The 16,569-nt window shown below is 68.2% G+C and carries 12 protein-coding genes; 1 reads left to right on the forward strand and 11 read right to left on the reverse strand.

All coding sequences use genetic code 11. The features are described 5' to 3' along the window. Positions 1-7 precede the first annotated feature (7 nt). The 11 genes from ASC81_RS20450 to dgoD are packed head-to-tail and all read right to left on the reverse strand — an operon-like array spanning position 8 to position 12,728. Positions 8-1,429 (reverse strand): dihydrolipoyl dehydrogenase, encoded by a 1,422-nt coding sequence (locus ASC81_RS20450; protein WP_056271214.1) that lies wholly within the window; start codon positions 1,427-1,429, stop codon positions 8-10. Between the two features lie 49 nt (positions 1,430-1,478). Continuing rightward, entirely contained in the window at positions 1,479-2,432 is a 954-nt protein-coding gene (locus ASC81_RS20455) for a LysR family transcriptional regulator (RefSeq protein ID WP_056271216.1), read from the reverse strand. Positions 2,433-2,448: 16 nt separating this feature from the next. Next, a complete protein-coding gene (locus ASC81_RS20460; RefSeq protein ID WP_056271219.1) occupies positions 2,449-3,216 on the reverse strand; it encodes an SDR family oxidoreductase in 768 nt (255 codons plus the stop codon). Positions 3,217-3,220: 4 nt separating this feature from the next. Then, the gene (gene araH / locus ASC81_RS20465) at positions 3,221-4,168 is read right to left on the reverse strand and encodes an L-arabinose ABC transporter permease AraH (RefSeq protein WP_235533734.1); all 948 of its coding nucleotides are present in this window, start codon (positions 4,166-4,168) and stop codon (positions 3,221-3,223) included. Between the two features lie 44 nt (positions 4,169-4,212). Then, positions 4,213-5,733, reverse strand: a complete 1,521-nt coding sequence (gene araG, locus ASC81_RS20470) for an L-arabinose ABC transporter ATP-binding protein AraG (protein ID WP_056271224.1) — start codon at positions 5,731-5,733, stop codon at positions 4,213-4,215. Position 5,734: 1 nt separating this feature from the next. After that, on the reverse strand, positions 5,735-6,706 hold the full coding sequence (locus tag ASC81_RS20475) for an arabinose ABC transporter substrate-binding protein (RefSeq protein WP_056271851.1): 972 nt from the start codon (positions 6,704-6,706) through the stop codon (positions 5,735-5,737). 26 nt (positions 6,707-6,732) lie between these two features. Beyond that, a complete protein-coding gene (locus ASC81_RS20480; protein ID WP_056271227.1) occupies positions 6,733-7,638 on the reverse strand; it encodes an SMP-30/gluconolactonase/LRE family protein in 906 nt (301 codons plus the stop codon). After that, complete coding sequence (locus ASC81_RS20485; RefSeq protein WP_056271230.1) at positions 7,635-10,031, reverse strand: beta-galactosidase; 2,397 nt, start codon at positions 10,029-10,031, stop codon at positions 7,635-7,637. The genes ASC81_RS20480 and ASC81_RS20485 overlap by 4 nt, the downstream gene beginning before the upstream one ends. A 36-nt stretch (positions 10,032-10,067) precedes the next feature. After that, positions 10,068-10,685, reverse strand: coding sequence for a 2-dehydro-3-deoxy-6-phosphogalactonate aldolase (locus ASC81_RS20490; protein ID WP_056271233.1), 618 nt, complete (start codon positions 10,683-10,685; stop codon positions 10,068-10,070). A 1-nt stretch (position 10,686) separates the two neighbouring features. After that, positions 10,687-11,580 (reverse strand): 2-dehydro-3-deoxygalactonokinase, encoded by an 894-nt coding sequence (locus ASC81_RS20495; RefSeq protein ID WP_056271853.1) that lies wholly within the window; start codon positions 11,578-11,580, stop codon positions 10,687-10,689. Then, the gene (dgoD, locus tag ASC81_RS20500; protein WP_056271236.1) at positions 11,580-12,728 is read right to left on the reverse strand and encodes a galactonate dehydratase; all 1,149 of its coding nucleotides are present in this window, start codon (positions 12,726-12,728) and stop codon (positions 11,580-11,582) included. Before dgoD ends, ASC81_RS20495 begins: the two co-directional genes overlap by 1 nt. A gap of 994 nt (positions 12,729-13,722) precedes the next feature. On the opposite strand from dgoD, the gene ASC81_RS20505 reads away from it, so the two are divergent. Then, the gene (locus ASC81_RS20505; protein WP_200946914.1) at positions 13,723-16,527 is read left to right on the forward strand and encodes a sialidase family protein; all 2,805 of its coding nucleotides are present in this window, start codon (positions 13,723-13,725) and stop codon (positions 16,525-16,527) included. Positions 16,528-16,569: the final 42 nt, after the last annotated feature.

The following is a 16,569-nucleotide window of genomic DNA, read 5'->3' on the forward strand; positions in this document are numbered from 1 at the left end:
AGCGTCGTCAGCCGCCCACCTCGGCCTCGGTATCGCAGTCCATGCAGTTCTCGATGGGCGGCGCCGGAAGATGCAGGTCGCTGTGAAGCTCGCGCAGCGCGGTGCGCAGACCTTCCTCGATGACGGGGTGATAGAAGGGGCAGTCCAGCATCTGCTGCACCGTGTCGCCGCGCTGCACGCTCCAGGCCAGCAGGTGGCCGAGGTGCTCGGCGGCCGGGCCGATCATCTCGGCGCCCAGCAGCCGGCCGGTGTTGCGCTCGGCATAGACATGCAGCGCGCCGCGGTTGACCAGCATCACGCGGCTGCGCCCCTGGTTGGCAAAGCTGACGCGGCCGGTGTCGAAGTGGCGGCCGTCGGCCACCAGCTCCGCATGGCTGGCGCCTGCCAACGCGATCTGCGGCTCGCTGAAGACGACGCCCAGCGGCGTGCGGCGCGGCCGATGGTGCACATCGGGCCAGCGCGCCGCGTTGTCGCCGGCGATGCGGCCGGCGTCCGACGCCTCGTGCAGCAGCGCCCGGTCGTCGGTGGCATCGCCGGCGATGAACACCGGCAGGCCGCCCCACTGGCTGGTGTGGCGGTTGACGAGCGGTCGGCCCTTGGCATCACGCGGCAGGGCCAGGGCTTCCAGTCCGAGGTCGTCCAGGTTCGGTTCACGGCCGGCGGCACAGAGCAGGGCGTCGAAGCGCTCGCCGCCGATCAGCACCTGGTCGCCATCCATCACGGGGTCGAGCTGCGTGGCGTTCAGCGACAGCGGCAGCGCCGCAGCAAAGATGGTTTGCGCCAGCTTCTGAAGCTCAGGATCGGTCAGTGGGCCGACACGCTCGCCGCGGTTGAACAAGCGCACCCGCACGCCCAGCTTGTGCAGGGCCAGGGCCAGCTCCAGGCCGATGACGCCGGCGCCGACGACGGCCACCGAGCGCGGCAGGTCGGTCCAGTCGAACACGTCGTCATTGACGATGAGGCTGGCGCCCAGGCGCTCGCGCCAGCCGGGCGGCACAAAGGGTCGTGAGCCGGTGGCGATGACGACGGCCTTGGCCTCGACGCGCTGGCCGTCCACATCCAGCACACCCGCGCCGACGAAGCGCGCGCGCCCGAACAGCCGGGTCGCCTCGGGCCAGCCGTGCACCGTTTCCTGCACGAAGCCGACGAAGCGGTCGCGCTCGTCGCGCACGCGCTGCATGACGGCGCGGCCGTCGATGCGCGGCGGCTCCGCCTGCACGCCGAAGCGGTGCGCCTCGCGCACGCCCTGAGCGGCCTCGGCCGCGGCGATCAGCAGCTTGCTGGGCATGCAGCCGACGCGCGCGCAGGTCGTGCCGTAGTGCGCGGCCTCGATGAGCAGCACACGGTCGGTATGCACGCGTGCGGCGCGGTAGGCCGCCATGCCGGCGGTGCCGGCGCCGATGATGGCGACGTCGCAGGTGAGATTCATGTTGAGCGGTCCCGGTTGCCTGTTCCGGGGAAGGATAGCGGCGCCGGCGTCAGCGGCCGGCCAGATGGCGCCGTGCCGCTTCCTCGCGCAGGCAGTTGAGCATCAGCTCCGCGCCCGGCGACAGCTGATGGCCGCGTCGGGTGACGATGCCGTAAGCGTCCATGCGCAGGCCGAAGTCGAAATCCAGCACCGTCAACAGGCCCGTCTCGACATAAGGCTTCACCAGCTCCTCGGGCAGGGCCGACACCATGTCGGACTGGCTCAACAGGCTGGTGATCACGGGCAGGGACAGGGTCTCGACGGTCTGCTGGGGCTGGTCCAGGCCGGCGGACAGGAAGAGGGCGGTCAGGCGGTCGCGCAGGATGCTGCCGCCGGGCGGCAGGATCCAGCTCTGGCGGGCCAGCTCGGGCAGGCTGAGGTCGCTGCGGCCGGCCAGCGGATGGTCGGCGCGCACGACCAGGCAGTGCGGTTCGTCGGTCAGCGGCTCGAAGCTGAGCTGGGCGGCGGACTCGCTGTCCAGCACGCGGCCGATGACGATGTCCAGCTCACCGCTTTGCAGGTGCTGGATCAGCAGCTTGCTGGTGTCGACCGAGATGGCAATGTGCACACGCGGCTGGCGCGCCTTCAGCAGCGTGATGGCAGCCGGCAGCAGCGTGGTCGACGGCGTCAGCACGGCACCGACGGCGACCCGGCCCGACAGGCCGGACAGCAGCTCCATGACCTCCTGGTGGCCCGCGTCCAGCTCGGCCAGTGCCGCGCCGGCGCGGCGGATCATGACCTCGCCGTACCAGGTGGGTGCCACGCCGCGCGGCAGGCGCTCGAACAGCTTCACGCCCAGGGCGTGCTCCAGGTCAGCCAGAAGCTTGGAGGCGGCAGGCTGCGTCAGGTTGGCGCCCTGCGCGGCATGCAGGATGGAGCCGTGGCGGCCCAGCTCCACCAGCAGCACGAGCTGGCGGGTCTTGAGGTGCGAGCGGACGAAGCGGTCGGAGCGCGGGTCGGTCATGCCTGAATGATGCCGCCTACTCGTGGTAGAGCTGCGCGCGGCCGCCGTCGATGAGGATGTCGGTCGCGTTGATGAATCGCGCCTCGTCGCTGGCGAGGAAGAGCGCCGTGTAGGCCACCTCGATGGGCTCGCCGATGCGCTTGGGCGGCAGCAGGTCGATCTGCTGCTGGCGCTGCTGAGGCGTCAGGGTGTCCAGCCATTCGACGATGCGCTCGGACAGGATGAGGCCGGGCGAGATCGAGTTGACGCGCACGTTCTGCGCCGCGTACTGGATGCCCAGCGCCTTGCTCATGCCGATCAGCGCGTGTTTGGCGACCGGATACGGGAAGGTGTTGGGGATGATGCGGTGGCCGTGCACCGAGGCGATGTTGACGATGCTGCCGCCGCCACCGGCCAGCATGCCGGGCAGCACGGCGCGGCTGCAATGCAGCGCACCTTCCAGGTCGACCGCGAAGCAGCGCTGCCACTCGGCCATGGTCATCGCCAGCGGCTCGGCAAAGACGTTCATGCCGGCGTTGTTGATGAGCACGTTGATGGGCCCGAAGCGCTCGGCGCCACGCGCGGCCATGGCCTGCACGGCGGCCTCGTCGGCGATGTCGGCGGCGACGAACAGCGCGTTGTCGGTGCCCAGCTCGGCCACCAGCGCCTCGCCGTGGGCATCGGTGTCCACGCCGTTGAGGATCACCTTGGCGCCCTCGGCGACGAAGAGCCGCGCGACGGCCTTGCCAATACCCTGCGTGGAACCGGTGACCAGCGCGACCTTGCCTTGCAGGCGTTGACCCATGGTGTCAGCTCCGGCGTTCGCCGCGGGTCTTGAGCTGGTCCAGCAACACGGCCGCCAGCAGGATCAGGCCACGCACCAGGTACTGGTAGAACGCATCGACGTTCAAGAGGTTCATGACGTTCTCGACCGTGCCCATGATGAGCACGCCGATGACGACGCCGAAGATGCGCGCCTTGCCGCCGGCCAGCGACACGCCGCCCAGCACGCAGGCAGAGATGACGTCCAGCTCGAAGCCGGTCGCCGCGTTGGGCTGGCCGCTGGTGATGCGGGCCGACAGGATCAGGCCGGCCAGCGCCGCGACGACACCTTGCAGCAGGAAGATCCACACGCGCAGGCGCTCGACCTTGACGCCCGCCAGCCGCGCGGCCTCGGGGTTGCCGCCGATGGCCAGCGAGTTGCGGCCGAACACCGTGTGGTTGAGCAGCACGCCGAAGATGACAAAGCACACCACGGTCATCCAGATCGGCAGCGGCAGGCCGAACACGACGGTGTCGCCGAAGGCGAAGAAGCTTTCATCGGCGATGCCGACCGCCTGCCCCTGCGACGCGATGAAGGCCAGGCCGCGCACCATCAGCATGGTGGCCAGCGTGGCGATCAGCGCGTTGACGCGCAGGTAGGCGATCAACACGCCGTTGCCGGCGCCAATCAGCGCGCCGGCAGCCAGGCCGGCAAAGACGGCGATGGGCACGCTGCCGGTGCTTTCCAGCACCATCGCGCCCAGCACGCCAGCGAAGGCGATGGTGGAGCCGACGCTCAGGTCGAAGTCACGCGAGGCCAGGCAGAACATCATGGTGCAAGCCACCATGCCGATCTGCGCGACCGACAGCAGCAGGCCGGTGATGTTGGCCGCCGAGAAGAAGTTCTCGACGGTGAAGGCCAGCACGATGAAGAGCAGGCCGTAGCCCAGCGTCATGCTGTGTTCCTTAAGCAGGGCGCGGGCGGGTGAGTTCATGGCGGGGCGCTGGGCGGGTTCAGGCAGTGTGGTGGTGTTCATGATCAATGCAGGGCAGCAGCAGGCTGAGTAGGCACGCCATCCGGAAGCGCCAGCGCGAGTGCTGCGGTCTCGCTGGCTTGTTCGCGCGAGAGTTCGCCGCTGATGCGGCCGTCGCGCATGACGATGAGGCGGTCGGTGATGCCCAGCACCTCGGGCAGCTCGCTGGAGATGACGATGACGCAGCAGCCCGAAGCGGCCACGTCGTGGATGATCTTGTAGATCTCGTTCTTGGCGCCCACGTCGATGCCGCGCGTCGGCTCATCGAGGATCAGCACCTTCAGCCCCGGCTCGGCCAGCCAGCGCGCCAGGATCACCTTCTGCTGGTTGCCGCCGGACAGCAGGCGGATTTCCTGCTCGCGGTGGGGTGTCTTGATGCGCAGCTTCTGGATGAAGTCGTCGGCGCGCCGGGCCTCCTGGCCGTGACGCAGGAAGACGCCGCCCAGCAGGCCGTGGCGGCGGCAGCTGATATTGATGTTCTCGGCCACCGACGAATGGGCCAGGATGCCCTGCTCCTTGCGGTCCTCCGGGCACAGCACGATGCCGGCGGCGATGGCCGCCGATGGGCCGGCCGTGGGCACGGGCTTGCCGTCCAGCAGCACTTCGCCGCCCCGGCGCGGGTCGGCGCCGTAGAGCAGGCGCATCAACTCGCTGCGGCCGGCGCCGACCAAGCCGAAGAAGCCCAGCACCTCGCCGGCACGCACGCCAAAGCTCAGTGGCTCGGGCAGGCGCGCACTGTGCAGGCCGCGGGCTTCGAGCCGCATCGGGCCCTGGTCGCGCGAGCGGTAGTCGTAGATGTCCTGCAGCTCGCGTCCCACCATGTCCGCAATCAGCCGCTCGCGCGGCACCTCGGTCATCACCGGGTGCGTGACGATCTTGCGGCCGTCGCGAAAGATGGTGCAGGCGTCGCACAGCTCGTACAGCTCTTCCAGCCGGTGCGAGATGTAGATCAGCGTGCGGCCCTCGGCGCGCAGGCGCTTCACCAGCCGAAACAGGATCTCGGTCTCGCGGTGCGACAGGCTGCTGGTGGGCTCGTCGAAGGCGATGACCTTGGCGTCCTGCATGACGGCCTTGCAGATCTCGACCATCTGGCGCTGGGCGATGGACAGGTCGGACAGCCGTGCCGCCGGGTCCAGGTCCACGCCAATCGCCGCGAGCTGTGCAGCCACCATGCGGCGCGCGGCCTTGTGATCGACGAAGCCAAGGCGCGTCGGCAGCCGGCCCAGCAGCACGTTCTCGGCCACCGTCAGCTCGGCCACGTACTGCAGCTCCTGGTGAATGATGGCCACGCCGGCCGCGATGGCATCGCCAGCCGACGTGAAGTGGCGCTCCTGACCCTCCAGCAGCAGCCGCCCTCCGTCGGGCTTGTACTGGCCGCCAAGGATCTTCAACAGCGTGCTCTTGCCTGCGCCGTTCTCGCCGAGCAAGCCCATCACCTGGCCGGCATGGGCCTCGAAGCTCACCCCGTTCAGCGCCTTGACGCCGGGGAAGACCTTGCTGATGTTGTCGAACTGCAGAACGGCCATGTCAGAGACCCATTTGCTTTCGCAGTTCGGCCTGGTTCTGGCGCGTCATCAGGATGCCGCTGGTCAGCGTGACGGGTGGGGGCGCTTTGCCCTGCGTCGCCCAGTCGTAGACCATCGCGGCCGTTTCGTAGCCGTGCCGCTTGGGGCTGATCAGCACCGTGCCGTAGAAGGCGGTCGGCGTGGGCTTGGTGAACTCGTTGAGCGCGGTCTGGCTGCCGCCGATGCCGATGGCCAGCATCGCGTCCTGCTTGATGCCGCGGCCTTCGCCGGCGCGCACGGCGCCCAGGGCCGCTTCATCGTTGAGGCCAAAGGCCACCCACTTCTTGAACTTGGCGTTCTTCGTGAAGGCGATGTTGGCGGCGTTGAAGGCACTCTCGGTGTCGGTCTTGGCCTGCGGCGCGTCGACGATGTTGGCCGCCGGCACGCCCGCAGCCTTGAGTGCATCCGCTGCGCCCATGGTGCGGTCACGCGCGGTGGGCAACTGGTCGAAGGCCACGCGCAGCACGCCGACTTCGTCAAGCTTCCAGCCGCGCGCCTTGATCTCGGCCAACAAGCCCTGGCCGACCTGCTTGCCGATCTCGTAGCCCGAGATGCCCATGTGCGGGATGTCGGCGATGGGCTTGCCGGCGCCGTCGACGAGCTGGTCGTCGACCGACATGACCTTGAGCTTGTGGCGCTTGGCGGCGCGGTTCACCGCCACGCCGAGCTTGACGTCGGGCGCGCAGATGACGAAGCCCACGGCCTTCTGCGCGGCCAGGTTGTCGATGGCGGCCATCATCTTCTCGCCGTTGGGAATGCCGATCTTGACGAGCGTGAAGCCCTTGTCCTTCGCGGCCTGCTCGGCGTAGCGCCATTCATCCTGGAACCAGGGTTCCTCGGCCTGCTTGACGAGGAAGCCAATCTTGACGGGCTCGGCGGCGTGCAGCGCGAAGGGTGTGGCCAGCATGGCCAGAGTGAGGGTGCGTCGTTGGATGTTCATGGTCGTCTCCTAGTCTTGTCTCAATCTTCGAACAGGGCATCGGGCACACCCAGCGCCTTGGGCAGGCGAAGGCCGAACAGGCTGCCGGACAGCGGCTGCGCGGCCAGCGCCTCGCGGCCCAGACCGGTGCGGGCGGTGGTGAGCATCAATTGGTCCAGCCGCGGGCCGCCGATGGCTGGGCAGGTGGTGTGGGCGGCGGGGGCTGTCATCACGCCCATCAACCGGCCGTCGGGGTCGTAGCGTGCCACACGGCCGGCGCCCCACTGCGCATTCCAAAGGCAACCTTGCGCGTCGATGACCGAACCATCGGGCCAGGCGTCGGGGCGGTCCATGTGGGCAAACGGGCGCAGGTTGTCAACCCGTGCCGACTCGGCGTCGTAGTCGCACTGCTGGATGCGCTGGGACAGCGTGTCGCAGAAATACATGCGGCGGCCGTCGATGCTGAAGCAGATGCTGTTGGCAATCGCCACCGCCGGCAGGGCGAGGCGGCGCAGGCCGTGGCGCAGCGAGAACTGGTAGAAGCTGGCGATCTGGCGCTTCTCCTTCGCCTCGTTCATCGTGCCGAAGACGAAGTTGCCGCTGCGGTCCGTGCGGCCATCGTTGATGCGGGTGCGCGGCTCGGCGGCGTCCACGGGCGCCAGCGTGTGAAGCTGGCCCAGTTCGAGCTTGTCGCTCAGCGTGGCGACGGCCAGCCGTTTGGCCAGGCCGAGCAACACGCGGCCCGAGCGGCAATGGGCAAAGCTGCCCAGCCGGTCTGGCAGCCGGCAGAACAGCGGTCCCGGCGCACCGGGCTGCCAGGCAAACAGCGTGGCGGCTTCGATGTCCGTCCACCACCAGCGCCCGGCGTGCCACAGCAGGCCTTCGCCGAGGGTGGCACCGTGCGGCAGCGCCAACTCCAGCGCCGTGTCGGGCAGCACGGCGCTCATGGCGTGATGCTCACGCGGCGCACCGGCAGCAGCCGTGCGCCGCGCAACTCGGCAATCTGGGCCTGCCCGGCAGCGAACGCAGGGCGGTGCGCGGCGTCGATGTAGATGGGCGCGTCGGCACGCAGCGGCAGCACACCCAGGCGCAGTTCGGCGCCCGGCTTCAATCCGAACTGGCGCAGGCCGATCTGCCAGCGCTGGCCGTTGTAGAACCAGTCATCCAGCATGCGTGTGCCGTGGAAGACACGGCCGATGTCGCCGACGAAGTCCAGCTCCAGCAGCACGTCTTCGGCGTCCGGGGTGAGCTGGGTGGGCAGCTTCAGCGACCAGGTTGCGGCCGTGGCAAAGGCCTCGGGGATGGGCTGCAGGGCCGCACCGGCCAGGCCGCCTTTGAGGACGCGCGGTGCATTGCCGGCCGGGCGCAGAGCGCTGACGTGCAGCGCCGGCTCAGCCGCTGAATCGGCGGCCAGTTCCAGGCGTTGCAGCAAGCCGTCCTGGCTGACCTGCAGGCCAGCCGCACGCGGCTTGGGCAGGGCGGGAAAGACGGCGGCGCGCAGCGGCTGCGTGCCGGTGCCGCGCAGTTGGAGCTTGCCGTCGGCCACCCAGGCTTGCTGGTCGCTGAAGACGAGACGGCGCTGGCCAGCCAGGTCGAGGATCTGCAGTTGATCCCGCTGCGCCGGCGTCAGCAGCATGACGCTGACCGCGCGGCCGCCGGCGCTGCCGACGCGCTGCAGCGTGCCGGCATCCGGCGCCCACGTCCTGACGCCCTCGGGCAGGGCGAACTCGACATCAATACCGGCCACTGCCGCGAAGACGTGCACGATGCCCTGCACGCCTGCATCCAGGCGCGCAACCGGCTGGGCCGTGGCATGCCGCAGCAGCACGCCGTCCAGGTCCATGTTGATGGGCCAGATGAAGTAGGCCCCGTTGGGGATGTCGATCGGGCGGCTCGGGAGGGTCAGCGCACCGCCAGGCAGTTGCACCTCGAAGCGCACCGCCGTGTGGGCCGGCATCGCGTACTGGCGCACATGGTTGTTGACGAACAGGAAGCCGCTGTCACCCCGGCTGCGCACCGACCAGCGCAGCGTCTGCAGGTCCGTGGGGTTGGCCGGCACCCGCTCGGGCTGGCGCACGGTCATGCGGGCGAGCAGGGCGCCGTGGTCGCGTAGAAAGTAGTGGAAGGGCCGCAGCTTGGTCAGCACCGCGCGCTGCTGGCCGTCGGGTCCAAGCGGCGCCTGGAAGTCGTAGCTGATGCGCGGCGTGTCGTTGTAGCCGCCGCTGAGGGAGCTTTCCTCCAGGCCCGTGCCGCCCACGCCGACCGGGTTGCGGCCGCCGTGGAACATGTAGTACCCCAGCAGATTCACGCCCGAGCCGATCTGCACCGGCAGCATGGCCGCGATGTCGTCCGGCGAAACCAGCGTGCGGCGGCGGTACATGGCCGGTAGGCCGGGGCCGTACTCCGCGCCGAAGAAGGGCACCTTGTCCTTGTCGGTCTCGGCGGTGCCGGCGCCGTGCGACCTGGTCTGCGCGCCCAGATCGCCGCTGACGCGGGTGTTGAAGCGAAAGGCGTGCGTCTCTTTCGGCGGCAGCTCCTTCTCGCTCCTGGCCCAGGGCTCGTCGGGATAGCCGCCGAACACGGGGATCACCTCGCCCGACGGATAGACCGCGCCGTCCCAGCCGGTCACGGTGTAGAGCGGCACGTCCATGCCGGCCTTCAGCGCCAGCTTCTTCAGCGCGCTGATGTGTTCCTCGCCGCCGCCGGGGCCGCGCAGGTTGTATTCGTTCTCCAACTGCACGCCCACGACGGGGCCGCCGTCCTTCCACAGCAGGCCCTTGATCTGCGTACCGATCTCGGCGTACAGGCGCTCCACATGGCCGAGGTATTCCGCGTCATTGCCGCGCGTCGGCATCGCGTCGACGACCCAGTCCGGGATGCCACCGTAGCGCGCCTCGCCATGCACCCAGGGGCCCAGGCGAACGACCACCTGCAAGCCGGCGGCTTGGGCCAGTTGGACGAAGCGGCGCAGGTCGCGGTTGCCCTTCCAGTCGAAGGCGCCAGGCTGCTCCTGGTGGTGGTTCCAGAACACGTAGCTGGCGACGATGTCGATGCCGGCGGCCTTCATCAGGCGCAGCTGCGCGTCCCATTGCGCGGCGGGTGCGCGGGTGTAGTGGTACTCGCCCATGACCGGCAGCCACGGTTTGCCGTCGCGCAGCAGGTACTGGTTGTTGATGGCCAGCGTCTCACCCTTGGGAGCGCGCGCGGTGCCCAGCTGGATGTGGCCCGTCTGCGGCGCCGCCGTGTCCGCGCGGGCGTCGAGCTTGAGCAGGGTGTCAGCATTGGCCTGGCCCAGGGCGGCCAGCGCCAGGCCCGCACACAGTGTGAGCATGCGGTTCATGGGAAGTCTCCGGATGTCGTTGTCTCGCGTTGCGAGTCAGGGCTTGGCCCAGGCCTGCGCGAAGGCCCGCGCCCTTGTCGTCACATCGGCCGCTGTCATGCCAGGGCTGTACAGCGCCGAGCCCAGGCCGAAGCCCGCCGCACCGGCCTTGCGGTAGACCGCCATGGTCTCGGGCGTGATGCCGCCCACCGGCAGCAGCCGCAGCTCACGCGGCAGCACGGCGCGCATGGCCTTCAGCACAGGCGGCGTGACCAGCTCGGCGGGAAAAAGCTTGAGGGCATCGGCCCCGGCCTGAAGGGCAGCAAAGGCCTCCGTCGGCGTGGCGGCGCCCGGCACGCAGGCCAGGCCGCGGGCCTTGGCCACGCGGATGACAGCCACGTCGGCATGCGGCATGACGATGAGGCGGCCGCCGGCGATCTGCACGTCGCGCACGGCGTCGGCACTGAGCACGGTGCCGGCGCCGATCAGTGCGTCCTCGGGCATGCGGCGCGCCAGGCGGCCGATGGAATCGAGCGCCTGGGGTGAGTTCAGCGGTACCTCGATGACGCGAAAGCCCTCGGCGTAGAGCGCGTCGGCCACGGCCTCGACCTCATCGGGCTTGACCCCGCGCAGGATGGCGACGAGGGGCAGTTGTTGCAGTGCCTGGTCGAGCATGTCAGAGCCCCATGGTTTGCGCGAGCCGCCACAGGCCGGCGGGCGCGGTGTTGTCGAGTTGCAGCGGCGCCTGGATGCCGAAGCGCCCGAGCGCCAAGGCGTAGCGCTCGCACAGCGCCGGGTCGCCCACGAGGGCGAGGCGCTCTGGCGGTCCGGCCTTCAGCTCATTGGCAATCTCGTGGCCGATCAATAGGCCGGACAGGTAGTCGGGCAACTGCTCGGCGGGCAGGCGCTTGAAGAGGCCGAGCGTGCGCACGGCGAACAGCTGATGACCCAGGGCCCCGTCCTGGCGTGCGGCATCGACGCCCGCGAGAAACCCTTGGGAGGACGGCGCCGCGACCGCGTCGGCCGGCATCAGTCGGGCCAGCACCGAATGCTGGCGCAGCACGGCGTACAGCTCACCGGTCATGTGCGTGGCGAAATCCGTCACACGGCCGGCGCTGATGCGCGCCCATTTGGAATGCGTGCCGGGCAGCACGAGGCAGGCCTGTTCGGACAACTCAGGGTGCAAGGCGAGGGCGCCGACGATCTGCGTTTCTTCGCCACGCATGACGTCGGGCTGGCCGGCGTCGTGCATCAGCCCGGGAACGATCCAGAAGCGGACGTCGATCTGCAGGGCGTCGCGTGCCAGCGCGCCGGCGTCGGCCGGGCAGGGCGCATAGGGAGCCTCGCGCCAGCCGTGCTGGCTGCCGACCATGCCGCACGCCAGCATCGGCAGCGCGGGCCACTCAGCGACCACGGCGGCCAGCGCCGCAGCGAAGGCGTCAGCGCCGGACAAGGTCGACGCCCCCTGCTCGGACTGTCGGGTGGCCAGCACGGCGCCGTCCGCCCCTAGCAGGAAGGCGCGCAGCCGTGTGCTACCCCAGTCCAGCGCGATGAGACGGGCGTCGCTCATCACCATTCGGCGACGCTGCCGTCCGCATGGCGCCACAGCGGGTTGCGCCAGTCGGGCGCCATCTTGCTGGCTTCGATGACCTTCTCTTCATCGACCACCACGCCCAGGCCCGGTTTGGTCAGCGGCTTCATGTAGCCGTTCTCGACGTGGAAGTCTTCCTTGTTCAACACATAGTCGAGCAGCTCGCCACCCTGGTTGTAGTGGATGCCCATGCTCTGCTCCTGCAGCACGGCGTTGTGCGAGACGAAGTCGACATGCAGGCAGGCCGCCAGCGCGATCGGGCCGAGCGGGCAGTGCGGTGCGAAGGCCACGTCGTAGGCCTCGGCCATCGCGGCGATCTTGTGGCACTCGGTGATGCCACCGGCATGCGACAGATCGGGCTGCACGATGGACAGGCCACCGGCCTGGAAGACGCGCTTGAACTCGAACCGCGAATACATGCGCTCGCCCGCCGCCAGCGGAATGGCGGTGTGCTGGGCCAGGCGGGCATAGGTCTCGTCCTGCTCGGCCAGCACAGGCTCCTCGACGAACAGCGGCCGGTAGGGCTCCAGCGCTTTCAGCATGACCTTGGCCATCGGCGCGCCGATGCGGCCGTGGAAATCGATGCCGAACTCGATGTCGTGGCCGAAGGCCTCGCGAATCTCGGCGATGCGGGCGACGGCTTCGTCCACCTTGCGGGCGCTGTCGATCAGGCCCATCTCTTCGCTGCCATTCATCTTGAAGGTGTCGAAGCCACCTTCGCGGAGACGCTTGATATCCCGGATGACGTCGGCCGGGCGGTCGCCGCCAACCCAGGAATAGACCTTCATCTTGTCGCGGACCAGGCCACCCAGCAGCTCGTGCACTGGCGCGCCGAGCACCTTGCCCTTGATGTCCCATAGCGCTTGGTCGACGCCGGCAATGGCGCTCATCAGGATGGCGCCGCCGCGGTAGAAGCCGCCGCGGTACATGACCTGCCAGAGATCGTTGATGCGCGAAGGGTCCTGGCCGATGAGGTAAGGCTCGAACTCGTGTACGGCGGCCTCGACGCTGCGCGCCTTGCCCTCGATGACGGGCTCGCCCCAGCCGCTGATGCCGGCGTCGGTGTCGATCTTCAGGAACATCCACCGCGGCGCGAGGCGGTAGGTCGTCAGCTTGGTGATTCGCATGGGCCGTGACTGCTACAGAAACGGCTCGAAGCTTAAAAGTCGCTGCTACGTCTGAAATATCGTTTCTTTGCCGGTTTCTATATCGAGTTCATATGGATCGTCGGCAGTTAGGACGCTCAGACAAAACAAAGGGCTGCCAAAGCAGCCCTGAGACGCTATGCAGGCTTGGCGCCTGCGGCGGTGCATGTCAGATGCGCTTGTCGCCGTACTGACCACCCAGAACATCGCCGAGTTGGCCGACGAGAGCGAGCGTTGCGAATGCCAAGGTCACGATAAGCAGTTCCATTTGTTTCCCTTTCTTTGTAAGTGCAACGCTATCTTAGGGTTTTTACTGATCAACACAAGGGTTTTCCCTATGCATTGCCGGCATGGAACGATGCCGTACCCGGTGACCAATGCAAGCCAGATATCGACAATGTGCATTATGTAAAACAACGTAGCCAAGCCAATCGGCATTCGGGATTTTCCTGGTAAGACCACATTGATCGTTTGTGGCAAAGTGGATAGACCAGATTGGCTTGATCAACGGCGGCCGATTGGCTCCGCAGGCGCGATCAATTGACAACGTTGCCACGGCCTCCGCGCAGCGCGTCCTTGGGCAAGAAGACAGGAGACAAACTTTCAACACCAACGAACCGGTCAGGCCGCTGACTTCCCAAAAGTCGGCTGCCTTGACGGCGCCGGGGGCGCGCAGCAGACGAGACGCCTGTGCCGAGATGACGAGTTTCTGAAGTTCTACCGGCGCAATGAAAGCCAGGTGGCGTGAAGACGCCGCCGCTGAGGGCAATGCGTGGAATCTGCTGCGGATGCCCTACCCCCCTGCCCCGCTGCACCGGCTTCTTGGCGAGGCATGGACAGCTTCTGCCAGCCTGTGAACTGCCGCCCAAATCCATCGTCATCGGGATGTAGGTCCATGCGCTGAGCCACGTCCCTCACAACGCTCGTATCCGGAGGAGACAACCGGCCGAGCACTTTCAACCGTGAAAGGTACAACATGAGACCCTTGATACCAGCCCTGCTGCTCGCCTTCGGCGCGAGCGCAGGCTCGCATGCACAGGCGCAAAGCTGCGGCAGCGGTGGTGGTGCCACCGTCTGCCTGACGGCCACCGGCACGGCCAGCAACGTTCAGCTGGGCTGGACCGTCAGCGGCAACGTCTCGCGCCTGGAGGTCTACCGCGACACCGACGCCGACCCCGCCGGCCGCACCCGCATCGCCGTGCCAGGCAGTAGCGCAAGGAGCTACACCGACGCCTCGGGCAGCACCGGCACGCGCTACTGGTACTGGATCAAGTTCACGACCAACGCGGGCAGCTACAACTCCGGCTCGGCCAATGCCACGCTCGGCACCGCCTGCACGCCGACGGCCATCACGCCCTACATCAACGCCAACGGCGCGTGGGCGCAAACGTCATCGGCCACCATCAAGAGCGGCGCCTCGGCCATCCTCGGTCCGCAGCCGTCGTCCGGCGGCACGTGGAGCTGGAGCGGCTGTGGCACCGCCGGCGCGTCGCGCGAGCAGACCGTCCAGCCGCTCGCAGCCTGCACGGCCACCGCCACCTACACCAACAGCTGTGGCGCCAAGACGCAGCAGGCGTTCTCGATCAAGGTGGGCACCTGGACGAACACGAAGTTCGGCGGTGGCGGCTACGTCACCGGCCTCGTCTTCCATCCGACCACCGCCAACCTGCTGTACGCGCGCACCGACATCGGTGGCGCCTACCGCTGGAACCAGGGCACGTCGTCCTGGCTGCCCATTACCGACGGCCTGGGCTTCGGCGGAGGAGAGGCCCGTTTCCACGGCGTTGAAAGCATGGCCGTCGATCCGAACAACGACCAGCTCGTCTACATGGCCACCGGCATGTACGTGTCCGAAGGCAATGGTCGCCTGTACATCTCCAGCGACCGAGGTAACCGTTGGACCCACGTCTCCCTGCCCTTCCCGCTGGGCGGCAACAACCCCGGCCGCGCCATTGGTGAGCGCCTGATGGTCGACCCCAACAAGCCCTCGACGCTGTTCTACGGTTCGCGCACGGCCGGCCTGTGGAAGAGCACGGACTCGGGCCTCACCTGGGCCCAGGTCACGTCGCTGTCGCCCCTCAAGATGACCCAGGAGCAGATCAACGCCAACGGCGGCACGGCCATGGGCGTCGAGACGGTCGTCTACGACACCAGCACCAAGGGTAGCGGCACGGCCACGCAGACGATCTACGCAGCCGTCGCCCCGGACTACGCCAATGCAGCGGGTCTGGGCTCGAACTTGTACAAGTCGACCAATGGCGGCGCCTCTTGGACAGCGGTCACTGTCCCGGTCGCCGGCTACCACATCCCGCACATGGCTCGCGCCGCGGACGGCATGTTCTACATCGCCTTCACCAAGGACGCCGGGCCCGGCGCTGGCGGCCCCGGCCGGTTCTACAAGTTCGACGGCAGCACCTGGACCCTGCTCAAGAGTGTCGACCCGATCGGCGGAACCAACTTCGGCTTCGGCGGCGTGTCGGTCTACGGCAGCGGCGCGACCACCCGCATCGCGCTGGGCGTGACCAACTCCTGGGGCAACTGGAACGGCCAGCAGGTCGTGCAGCTGTCCAACGATGGCGGCAAGACCTGGCGCGAGATCGCGGCCACCATGCCGCATTCACCCGATGAGGGGTTCGCCGGCTGGGTCGACGAAGTCGAGATCAATCCGCTCAACCCCGACCACGTGCTGCATGTCACTGGTGGCGGCATCTGGGAGACGCGCAACGCCTCCTCGGCCACGCCGAGCTGGACCGAGCCGATCAACGGCATCGAGGAGACCGCCGTCCTGGCCCTGGCCACGCCGCCGGCCGGCGCAACCTACACCGTCATCAACAGTACGGGCGACGTCGGCACCTGGGTGCACACGGATCTCGCGACCAAGCCGACGCTGACGCCGGGCACCAGCTGGAGCAATGGCTTCTCCTCCGACATGGCGTGGTCCGACCCGCAGTACATGGCCACCATCGGCGCGGTCCTCGGCAGCAACATCAGCTACGGCTACTGGTCCGGCGACGGCGGCAAGACCTGGGCAAAGTTCGCCACCTACGCGCCCGGCGCCGCAGCAAACACGAACCAGGAAGCGAGCATCGCAGTCACCGCGCGCAACAAGGCGGTCTGGGCACCCGGCAACTCGGTGCCGTCGTACACCACGGACAACGGCGCGACCTGGGTGCCGACCAACCTGCCGGCGATCAACGGCGTCTACCCCCGCGGCTACCACCTGGCCGCCGATCGCAAGAACCCGAACAAGGTCTATGCCTACGATTCCGGCGGCAATTGGTGGGGCACGCCGGGCAAGGTCTACGTTTCGACGGATGGTGGCCGCACGTTCACGCTGAGCCAGGGCTCGGTGAGCGTGGGGCTGGCCCCGAACTATTTCGCCAACACCTCCCTGGTCGTCAACCCCAACGTCGAGGGCGAGCTCTGGCTGGCCGACGGCAACGCGGTCTACCGCTCGACCGATTCCGGTGCGACCTGGGCCAAGCTCAGCCACTTCGCCTCGATCTTCACCGGCAATCAGTGGGCCCACGTGCAGGGCGCCAGCGCCATCGCGCTGGGCAAGGCCAAGCCTGGCACTGGGTACTCGGCGGCGGTCTATGTGGTGGGCGTGGTGAGCGGCGTGTGGGGCGTCTACCGCTCAGACGATGCCGGCGCCACCTGGACGCGCTTCAACGACGACGCGAACCAGTTCGGCGGCATCGGCGTGATGGCGGCTGACCAGAGCATCTACGGCCGCATCTACATCAGCGGTACCGGCCGGGGAATGCTCTACAGCAATTGAAGCAAGGGTCGGCAGGCTGGCGTCCAGTTCGCGGCGCCGGGC

It is taken from the genome of Pelomonas sp. Root405, from assembly GCF_001425165.1.
GTDB lineage: Bacteria > Pseudomonadota > Gammaproteobacteria > Burkholderiales > Burkholderiaceae_C > Pelomonas.